This window comes from Rhodococcus aerolatus (assembly GCF_054783215.1).
This window is the reverse complement of the sequence record NZ_BAAGQZ010000011.1, coordinates 108568-118569: the sequence shown is the minus strand read 5'-3', so window position 1 is coordinate 118569 and position 10002 is coordinate 108568. Positions and strand designations below refer to the sequence as shown.

General features: G+C 77.4%; 9 protein-coding genes. 8 read left to right on the top strand and 1 reads right to left on the bottom strand.

Annotation, left to right across the window (positions count from 1 at the left end):
• Positions 1-1505 (bottom strand): TPM domain-containing protein (locus ACYVOF_RS05905; RefSeq protein WP_460864661.1); only part of this gene is annotated, 1505 nt, incomplete at its 3' end.
• Between the two features lie 103 nt (positions 1506-1608).
• Here ACYVOF_RS05905 and ACYVOF_RS05900 point away from each other — a divergent pair.
• The 8 genes from ACYVOF_RS05900 to dnaG are packed head-to-tail and all read left to right on the top strand — an operon-like array spanning position 1609 to position 9995.
• Positions 1609-2559, top strand: coding sequence for an ABC transporter ATP-binding protein (locus ACYVOF_RS05900; protein ID WP_460864659.1), 951 nt, complete (start codon positions 1609-1611; stop codon positions 2557-2559).
• Positions 2556-3335: an ABC transporter permease gene (locus ACYVOF_RS05895; protein WP_460864658.1), complete on the top strand. Its 780-nt coding sequence runs from the start codon at positions 2556-2558 to the stop codon at positions 3333-3335. Before ACYVOF_RS05900 ends, ACYVOF_RS05895 begins: the two co-directional genes overlap by 4 nt.
• Positions 3336-3376: 41 nt before the next feature.
• A complete protein-coding gene (locus tag ACYVOF_RS05890) occupies positions 3377-4528 on the top strand; it encodes a sensor histidine kinase (protein WP_460864656.1) in 1152 nt (383 codons plus the stop codon).
• Positions 4525-5130: a response regulator transcription factor gene (locus ACYVOF_RS05885; protein ID WP_460864654.1), complete on the top strand. Its 606-nt coding sequence runs from the start codon at positions 4525-4527 to the stop codon at positions 5128-5130. Before ACYVOF_RS05890 ends, ACYVOF_RS05885 begins: the two co-directional genes overlap by 4 nt.
• A gap of 46 nt (positions 5131-5176) precedes the next feature.
• Positions 5177-6136 (top strand): XdhC family protein, encoded by a 960-nt coding sequence (locus ACYVOF_RS05880; RefSeq protein WP_460864652.1) that lies wholly within the window; start codon positions 5177-5179, stop codon positions 6134-6136.
• The gene (locus ACYVOF_RS05875) at positions 6133-6768 is read left to right on the top strand and encodes a YdcF family protein (RefSeq protein WP_460864650.1); all 636 of its coding nucleotides are present in this window, start codon (positions 6133-6135) and stop codon (positions 6766-6768) included. The genes ACYVOF_RS05880 and ACYVOF_RS05875 overlap by 4 nt, the downstream gene beginning before the upstream one ends.
• A 4-nt stretch (positions 6769-6772) precedes the next feature.
• Positions 6773-8050 carry a deoxyguanosinetriphosphate triphosphohydrolase gene (locus ACYVOF_RS05870; RefSeq protein ID WP_460864649.1) on the top strand — a complete coding sequence of 426 codons (1278 nt, stop codon included), beginning with the start codon at positions 6773-6775 and terminating at the stop codon, positions 8048-8050.
• A gap of 49 nt (positions 8051-8099) precedes the next feature.
• The gene (dnaG, locus tag ACYVOF_RS05865; RefSeq protein WP_460864647.1) at positions 8100-9995 is read left to right on the top strand and encodes a DNA primase; all 1896 of its coding nucleotides are present in this window, start codon (positions 8100-8102) and stop codon (positions 9993-9995) included.
• Positions 9996-10002: the final 7 nt, after the last annotated feature.

The following is a 10002-nucleotide window of genomic DNA, read 5'->3' as shown; positions in this document are numbered from 1 at the left end:
CCGAGGCTGCCCAGCGGGTCGGCGTCACCCCGCTCGCGGGCCGTGCGCAGCGCCGCCTCGACCGCGCGCAACGCCTGCTCGAGCTCGGGTCCGGGCCGGGCCGAGGCGGGGGCCGCCGCCGCCAGCTCCCGCGCCCGGCGCACCCCCTGCTCGGCGTCGTCGACCGCCGCGGGCAGCGTGGCCCGGGCGTGGGGGATGTCGGTGGCGGCGTGGTCGACCCCGTCGAGCAGCGCGGTCGTCCGGTCCAGCGCGGTCTCCGCGGTGCGGACCGCGTCGACCAGCGCGCCCTGCTCCCCGACGGGCCGGGCCAGCGCCGCCCGCGCGGCCTCGATGCGGTCCTCGACCAGGGTGAGGTGCTCCGCGGCGAGGTCGACGTTGCCGTCCACCGGGGCCAGGGCCGACGCCGGGAAGTCCTGGCGCAGCCGGGCCAGGGTCGCGGTGGACCCGTCGAGCCGCACCCGCGCGCTCACCAGCGCCTGCACCAGCGCCTCGACCCGCTCCGGGCCGCCGACCAGCAGGTCGCGGGCGCCGCGGAACTGCTCGACCTGCTCGTCGAGCGCCCGGTCGGCGGTGGTCGCGGCGACGACCAGCTCGACGAGCATCGTCCGCGCCGCCTCGTCGGTCTCGGGCACGTCGTCGTCGAGGACCTGCCGGGTGGCCATCGCCCGGGCGAGGGCGCGCTCGGCGTCGGCCAGCGCGCGGGCGAAGCCGCTGGTGGCCGTCTCCCCGAGCTCCCCGGTGGCCAGGGCCAGCTCCTCGCGGCTGGCGCGCACCGCGTCGTCGGTCTCCGTCACGGCCCGCTCCGCCCGCGCCCGCAGGGCCGGGACCGGGAGGCGGCCGAGGGCGTCGCGGTCGGTGCCGTCGACCCGCTGCGCGGCGTCGGCCTGCGCCTGCTCCCGCGTCCGCCGGCGGCGCCGCGCCCACAGCAGCGCGCCGCCGAGGCCCAGCAGCAGCACGAGCCCGACCAGCACCGGGCCCAGCAGCGACCCGCCCGAGCCCGACGACCCGACCGCGGCGGCCAGGCCCGTCGCCGTGGCCCGGGCCGCGCCCGCCCAGTCCTGGCTGCGCAGCGCGGGCTCGACCTCGTCGGTCTGCAGCGCCTGCTGCTCGCTCGCGGACACCGCGGAGACCCCGGTGGTGTCGAGGTAGTAGCTGCGGTCGGTGACGGCCACGCCCAGCACGACGTCGGTGGCGCCGAGGTCGGAGAGCTGGCGGGTGCGGGCCGCCCAGGTGGTGCGGTCGAGGCCGTCGAAGCTGTCGACGTAGACCACCCACAGCCGCAGCCGGTCGGAGGCGTAGAGCTGGTCGAGGGCCTGCTGCACCGTCGACCGGGCGCCGTCGTCGAGCACGCCGGCGGTGTCCTGCAGCTGGGTGGCCAGCCGGGCCGGCGCGGTCGCGGGACGCGGTGCGGGGGACGCCTGCGCCACCGGGCCCGCCAGCCCCAGCAGGCCGACGAGCAGGAGCACGAGCAGCCGTGCCGGACGCCGTACGTGGTCGCGGGGCACGGCCCCACCGTAACGGCGACCGCCCCGGACCCTGACGGATGTCACGTCGAGGTGGTGACACCACGACGAGGGCCGGCGCGCGGCGCCGCCGCAGGCTGGGCGCATGACGACGACGGACGCGCCCGCGGTGGCGCTGGGGGACGTGCGCAAGGCCTACGGGGCCGTGCAGGCGGTGGACGGGATCTCGCTGACCGTCGCACCGGGCGAGGTGGTGGCCTTCCTCGGCCCCAACGGGGCGGGCAAGACCACGACGATCGACATGGTGCTGGGTCTGGCGCAGCCGGACAGCGGGACGGTGTCCGCCTTCGGCAGCCCCCCGCAGCTCGCGGTGGCGCAGGGGCGCATCTCCGCGGTGATGCAGAGCGGGGGGCTGCTCCGCGACCTCACCGTCGCGGAGACGCTGCGGCTCACCGGGAGCCTGTTCAGCCACACCCGTCCGGTGGTGGAGGTGCTCGAGCGCTCGGGGCTCACCGACAAGTCCGACCGGCGGGTCGTGAAGTGCTCCGGCGGCGAGCAGCAGCGGCTGCGGTTCGCGATGGCCCTGCTCAGCGACCCCGACCTACTGGTGCTCGACGAGCCCACCACGGGGATGGACGTCGGGGGCCGCCGCGACTTCTGGGAGGCCATCCGCGCCGACGCCGCCGGGGGGCGCACCGTCCTGTTCGCCACCCACTACCTGGAGGAGGCCGACGCCTACGCCGACCGGATCGTCCTCGTCGCCCACGGTCGCGTCGTCGCCGACGGCAGCGCCGCGGAGGTCCGCAACCTCGCGGCCGGGCGCGTCGTCGCGGCCACCCTGCCCGGCGCGAGCGCGGCGACGGCGGACGGGCTGCGGGCGCTGCCGGGCGTCGACTCCGTCGAGCTGCGCGGCGAGCGGGTGCTGCTGCACACCGCGGACTCCGACCGCGTGGCGCGCCACCTCCTCACGGCCACCGGGGCCACCGACCTGGAGATCACCTCCCGCAACCTCGAGGACGCGTTCCTCGCCCTCACCGGGGCCGCCGGCCCCGGCACCCAGCCGACCGACCCCACCGAGAGGGAGCTCCTCCGATGACCACCACCACCGCGGTGCCGCGCACCGTCCCGCCGCTGGGCGGGTTCAACCTCACCTTCCTCGGCCTGGAGGTCCGCCGGATGCTGCGCAACCGCCGGACCCTCGCCTTCGCCCTGGTCATGCCCCCGGTGTTCTTCCTGCTCTTCGGCACCACCGACGGCTACGCCGCGACCAGCGTGGGGCGGGGCAACGTCACCGCCTACATCATGATCAGCCTCGCCGTCTACGGCGCCATGCTCTCCACCACCAGCGGCGGGGCGATGGTCTCGGTCGAGCGGGCCCAGGGCTGGAGCCGCCAGCTCCGGCTCACCCCGCTGCGCCCGGCCGCCTACATCGCCGTCAAGCTGATCGTCGCCATGCTCATCGGGCTGGCGTCGGTGGTGGTGGTCTACGCGGTCGGGACGGCAGCCGGAGCGTCCATGGCGGGCTGGGTGTGGGTCACCACCGCGCTCGTCGCCTGGCTCGGCTCCGTCGTGTTCGCCGCGTTCGGGCTGTTCATGGGCTACCTGCTGCCCTCGGAGAACGTCATGCAGATCCTCGGCCCGGGGCTCGCCCTGCTCGCCCTCGCGGGCGGGCTGTTCACCGGGCCCGTCACCAGCGGGTGGTTCGCCACGGTCTCCCAGCTCTCGCCGACCTACGGGCTCTCGCAGCTGGCGCACGCCGCGCTCACCGGGGACGGCCTCACGGTGACCTCGGTGGTCAACGTGCTCGCCTGGGCCGCCGTGTTCACCGCCGGCGCGGCCGTGCTGTTCCGCCGCGACACCCGCCGGGTGTGAGGGCTGTCGTGCGGGGCGCGGGCGGGGCTAGCGTCGGGCCCGTGGCCCCGCCCGACCCGCCCCGCCACGAGCCGTTCGCGCGCCCGTTCTGGGTCCGCAACCCGTGGATGTGGCGGGTGGTCTCGGCCGGGTTCCTCTCCTTCCTCGTCGTCGCGGCGGTCGACCAGGTCCGCTCGGGTGACCCGGTCGCGCTCACGGTCCTGGTGCTCGCCGTCATGACCGCCTACGGCGCGGTCTACCTGGCGGCGCTGCCCGGCGAGGTCGTCGGGTACCGGGACGGGCGCACCTGGTGGGTGCTCGCCGCCCTGGGCGTGACCACGGTGGCGCTGCTGGGCCCGTCGAGCATCGGTCTGCTGATGTACGCCCTGGTCAGCGCGGCCACCACGCTGCCGCCGTCACGGTCGATCCCCGTCGTGTGGGTCACCTCGGCCGGGATGCTGCTCTACACCGGCCTGCTCGGCGACGGGCCGCACTGGGCCGAGGTGAGCGTCTACGGCGGGATCGGGCTCATGCTCGTCGTGCTCATGGGCCTGCGGAGCGCGGTCTTCGCGCTGCGGCAGGCCAACGAGGAGGTGGCCCGTCTCGCGGTGGCCGAGGAGCGCAACCGGCTGGCCCGCGACCTGCACGACGTGCTGGGCCACAGCCTCACCACCATCACCGTCAAGGCGGCCCTGGCCCGCCGGCTCACCGAGGCGGGGGAGACCGGGCGCGCCGCGGCGGAGATCACGGACGTCGAGGTCCTCACCCGCCAGACGCTGGCCGACCTGCGCGCCACGGTGAGCGCGCAGCGCACCGCCTCGCTGCCCGCCGAGATCGCGGGCTCGCGGGCGGCGCTCACCGCGGCCGGGATCGAGGCGGTGCTGCCGCAGGCGACCGACGCCGTCGCCGAGCCCCTCCGGGAGGCGTTCGCCCACGTGCTCCGCGAGGGCGTCACCAACGTGGTCCGCCACTCCGGGGCGCGGCGCTGCGAGGTGCGCCTCGGCGAGCGGTGGGTGGAGGTCCGCGACGACGGCAGCGGGCCGGCCGCGGCGGGGTGCACCGGCACCGGGCTGACCGGGCTGCGGGAACGCCTCGCCCCGCTCGGCGCGCGGCTGCACGCGGGCGCGGCCCCGGACGGCGGGTTCGTGCTGCGGGCCGAGGCCGACCGGGACCCCGCCGGGTCGACGACGGCCGCGGCACCGGTGCCCGCGTGATCCGGGTGCTGCTGGCCGACGACCAGGCCCTGGTGCGCGGGGCGCTCGCCGCCATGCTCGGCCTGGAGCGCGACCTCGAGGTCGTCGCCGAGGTCGGGGACGGGGCGGCCGCGGTCGCGGCGGCCGAGCGCACGCGGCCCGACGTCGCCCTGCTCGACGTGCAGATGCCGGTGCTCGACGGGCTGGCCGCCGCCGCACAGCTCCGCGACCGGGTGCCCGGGTGCCGGGTGCTGGTGTGCACCACCTTCGGCCGGCCCGGCTACCTGGCCCGGGCGATGGGCGCGGGGGCGGCCGGGTTCGTCGTCAAGGACGCCCCGCCCGAGCAGCTCGTCGACGCGGTCCGCCGGGTGCACGCCGGGCTGCGCGTCGTCGACCCCGCGCTGGCCGCGGAGTCGCTGGCCAGCGGCACCAGCCCGCTGACGGCCCGCGAGCACGAGGTGCTCCTCGTCGCCGCGGACGGCGCCCCGGTCACCGACGTGGCGGCGCAGCTGCACCTGAGCCAGGGGACGGTGCGCAACCACCTGTCCTCCGCCATCGGCAAGACCGGGGCCCGCACCCGGGCGGACGCGGTCCGGGTCGCGGAGCAGAACGGCTGGCTCTGACCCGGGCCCGCCACCCGGGTCGGCCGCATCGGGCAGCATGGGCGCCATGAGCCCCGACCCCACCCCGCTGGTCGACCTGCTGCGCTCCGGGGCCCCCGTCGCGCTCGTGCGGGTGGCCCGGCGCGAGGGCCTGGGGTCCGTCGTCACCGGGGAGCTGCGGGCCGTCACCCCCGACGCGGCGGCGGGCGCCCTGCTGGGCGGGGCCGTGGACGCGGACGTCGCCGTGCTCGCCGCCCGGGTCCTGGGCGGCGAGCCCTCGGCCCGCGCGCACGTGCCCCTGGGGGAGCGCGACGCCGTCGCGGCCGGTCTGGCCTGCGCCGGGTCGGTCGACCTGCTCGCCCACGAGGTCAGCGCCGAGCAGGCGGGGCTGCTGGCCGACGCGCTGGCCGGGGCCCGCGCGGCCGCGGTGGCCTCCGACGGGGCCCGCTCGCTGGTGCTCACGGCCGCGGGGCGGGCGGGCGACCTCACCGACGCCGAGGTCGACGCCGCGGCCGCGGCGGGGCTGCGGGCCCCCGCGTCGAGCACCGCCCTGCTCGGTGACGTGCTGCTCGACGTGGTGGTGCCCGTGCCGCACCTGCTCGTCGTCGGCGCGGGCGCGCTCGGTGACGCCCTGCACGCCCAGGCCGCCGTGCTGGGGTGGACCGCGGAGACCACCACCGGGGTCGCGGAGACCGAGCGCGCCGTCGCCGCGCTCGGACCGGCCGACGCCCTCGTGCTGCTCGACCACGGCACCGGGTTCGACGCCGCCCTGCTGGCCTGCGCCCGCGGCCCCGCCTTCGCCGGGGCACTGGGGTCCCGGCACACCCAGGCCGCCCGCCGGGAGCGGCTGCTCGCGCTCGGCGCCGACGAGGCCGAGCTGGCCGCGGTCCACGGACCCGTCGGGCTCGACCTCGGCGCCCGCACCCCGGCCGAGACGGCCGTCTCCGTCGTCGCCCAGGTGATCGCCGAGCGCGCCGGCCGCCGCCCCGCGCCGCTCGCGGAGGCCTCGGGCAGGATCCGCGCGTGACCTGGCTGCGCCGCCTGCTGCTCGGCACCGTCCTCGCCGTCGTGCTCGTCGTCGGCACCACCGCGGCGGACGTGTGGTGGACCGCCCGCACCGACGACCCCGGCCCCGCCGACGCGCTCGTCGTGCTCGGCGCCGCGCAGTACGACGGCACCCCCTCCTCGGTGTTCGAGTCGCGGCTGGACCACGCCGCCGCCCTCTACCGCGACGGCGTCGCCCCCCGGGTCATCACGGTGGGCGGCAAGCTCGCGGGCGACCAGTTCACCGAGGCCGCGGCGGGCAAGGCCTACCTCGTGGAGCAGGGCGTGCCCGCCGACGACGTCACCGCGGTGGAGGAGGGCTCGGACACCCTGGGCAGCGTGCGGGCGGTCGCCCGGGTCATGGCCGAGCAGGGCCTGGGCTCGGCGGTCATGGTCAGCGACCCGTGGCACTCGCTGCGCTCGCGGACCATGGCCCGCGACGCCGGGCTGCAGGCGGGAGCCTCGCCCACCCGCTCCGGGCCCGCCGTGCTCACCCGGGCCTCCCAGCTGCACGGCATCGTCCGGGAGACCGGTGCGCTGCTGTACTACGAGCTCACCCACGCCGCGGCCGGCGTCTTCGACGCACGGTCCGACGCCCCCGCGACGGGCCGCTGACCCCGTGCCCCACCCCAGCGCCGGCCACGGCACCCTCGGATACGGGCCGCCGGACCTGGCGCGGCGCCGCGAGGAGCCCACCAAGGCCAGCGCCACCGGGCACCGCGGCCCCCTGGCCCGCGACCGCGCGCGGGTGCTGCACTCGGCCGCGCTGCGCCGGCTGGCCGACAAGACCCAGGTGGTGGGGCCCCGGGAGGGCGACGTGCCCCGCACCCGGCTGACCCACTCCCTCGAGGTCGCCCAGATCGGCCGCGGCATCGCCGAGGAGCTCGGTGCCGACCCCGACCTCGTCGACGCGGCCGGCCTGGCCCACGACATCGGCCACCCGCCCTACGGCCACAACGGGGAGGCCGCCCTCGACGAGGTGGCGCGGGCCTGCGGCGGGTTCGAGGGCAACGCGCAGAACCTCCGGATCCTCACCCGCCTGGAGCCGAAGGTCGTCGACGCCGACGGGGTCTCGGTGGGGCTCAACCTGACCCGCGCCACCCTCGACGCGGCCACCAAGTACCCCTGGCCCGGGCGCGGCGAGGGCGGCAAGTACGGCGCCTACCCGGAGGACGCGGCCGTGCTGGCGTGGGTCCGCGAGGGTGCGCCCGAGGGTCGGCAGTGCCTCGAGGCACAGGTCATGGACTGGGCCGACGACGTCGCCTACTCGGTGCACGACGTGGAGGACGGCGTCACCTCGGGGCGGGTGGACCTGCGCGCCCTCGGCTCGCCCGCCGAGCGCGACGAGCTGGCCCGCCTCGCCGTGGCCTACCTGCGCCCGGGCACGCCCGACCCGCTGGACCGCCTCGTCGCGGCCGCCGGCCGGCTGGCCGAGCTGCCGGTGCTGCGCGGGCTGCGGGGCCGGGCCGCGCACGACGGCTCCCTCGCCGCGCAGGCCCGGCTCAAGGGGCTGACCAGCGAGCTCGTGGGCCGCTTCGTCGCCGCCACGGTCACCGCCACCCTCGCCGCCACCCCGGAGGGTCCCCGCACGCGGCACCACGCCCGGCTCGTGGTGCCCGCGGACGCCGCCGCCGAGGTGGCGCTGCTCAAGTCGGTGGCGCTGCGCTACGTCATGGGGGACCCGCGGCGCCAGCGCGAGCAGGCCACCCAGCGGGCCCGGGTGGCGGCGGTGGCGGCCGCCCTGCTGGCCGACCCGGAGCGCCACCTCGACCCGGTGCACGCCGCCGAGCTGGCCGCCGCCCCCGACGAGCGGGGCCGGCTGCGCGCCGTGGTCGACCAGATCGCCGAGGTCACCGAGGGCCGGCTGGAGCGGTGGGAGCGGACGCTGCTGCGGTGAGCCGTCGCACGGCCCGGGGGTGTCGGTGCCCGGGCCTACACTCGGGCCCGTGGCAGGCCTGATCCCGGAGCGCGACATCGCGGAGGTCCGCGACCGCGCCCGGATCGAGGAGGTCGTGGGCGAGTACGTCTCGCTCAAGCAGGCCGGGGGCTCGCTGAAGGGGCTGTGCCCGTTCCACGACGAGAAGCGCCCGTCGTTCACCGTCCGGCCCGGGCACGGCACCTACCACTGCTTCGGCTGCGGGGAGGGCGGGGACGTCTTCTCCTTCGTCCGGGCCATGGAGCACCTCAGCTTCGTCGAGACCGTGGAGCGCCTCGCCGACCGGGTCGGGGTCCGCATCTCCTACACCGGCGGCGGCACCACGGTGCAGCGCGACCGCGGCACCCGGGCCCGGCTGGTCGCCGCCAACACCGCCGCGGCCGAGTTCTACGCCGCCCGGCTGCGCGAGCCCGACGCGGTGAAGGCCCGGCAGTACCTGCGGGAGCGGGACTTCGACGAGGCCGCGGCGGCCCGCTTCGGCTGCGGCTACGCCCCCGCCGGGTGGGACACGCTGACCAAGCACCTCGTGGGCAAGGGCTTCGAGGTCGCGGAGCTCATCACCGCCGGCCTGGCGAAGGAGGGCCGCCGCGGGCCCATCGACCGCTTCCACCGCCGGCTGCTGTGGCCGCTGCGCAACCTCGGCGGTGACGTCGTCGGGTTCGGCGCCCGCCGGCTGTTCGACGACGACGGCATCGAGGCGAAGTACGTCAACACCTCCGAGACCCCGCTGTACAAGAAGTCGCAGGTGCTCTTCGGCCTCGACCTGGCCAAGCGGGAGATCGCCAAGCGCCACCAGGCCGTCATCGTCGAGGGCTACACCGACGTGATGGCCATGCACCTGGCCGGGGTGCCGACGGCGGTGGCCACCTGCGGCACCGCCTTCGGCGAGGAGCACATGCAGGTGCTGCGCCGGCTGCTCATGGACGACTCCTACTTCCGCGGCGAGGTCGTCTACACCTTCGACGGCGACAAGGCCGGGCAGGCCGCCGCGCTCAAGGCCTTCGACGGGGACCAGAACTTCGCCGCGCAGACCTTCGTCTCCATCGCCCCCGACGGCATGGACCCCTGCGAGCTGCGGCAGTCGCAGGGGGACGTGGCCGTGCGGGACCTCGTCGCCCGGCGCAGCCCCATGTTCGCCTTCGCGGTGCGCGCGCTGCTCGCCGAGCACGACCTCGACACCGCCGAGGGCCGGGTGGCCGCGCTGCGGCGCACCGTGCCGGTGGTGGCGCGCATCAAGGACGTGGCGCTGCGCGACGAGTACGCCCGCCAGCTCGCCGGCTGGGTCGGCTGGGACGAGACGGCCGCCGTGCTGCGCCGGGTCCGCGAGACCGCGGGGGAGCAGCTCGGCGCCGACGGCCGCCGCCAGCGCGCGGTGGTGGCCGGCCGCCCCGCCGCACCCGCGGGACCCGTCCGGCCCGCGCGGGACGACCCCCGGCTCTGGCCGCAGCGCGAGGCGCTCAAGGCCGCGCTGCAGCACCCCGAGCTGGCTGGCGCGGTCTACGACTCGCTGCCGCCGGAGACGTTCGAGAACGAGGCCTACCGCGCGCTGCACGCCGCGGTCGCCGCCGCGGGCGGCACCGCCGCGGGTCTCGGCGGCGGCGCCTGGATGGCGGCCGTCGGCGAGCACGTCGAGGCCCCCACCCTGCGTTCGCTGCTCAGCGAGCTCTCCGTCGAGCCGCTCACCGCGACGACGGTGGACGAGCACCGCTACGTCGCCAGCGTGCTGTCCCGGCTGCAGGAGGTGTGGGTGGGGCGCCAGGTCGCCGAGCTCAAGTCCCGGCTGAGCCGCATGTCGCCCAGCGACGACCCCGACGACTACCACGCCGTGTTCGGCGACCTCGTGGCCCTCGAGGAGTACCGCCGCGGGCTGCTCGAGCAGGCCGTGGGCGACCAGGCCGCCGGGTGAGCTGACG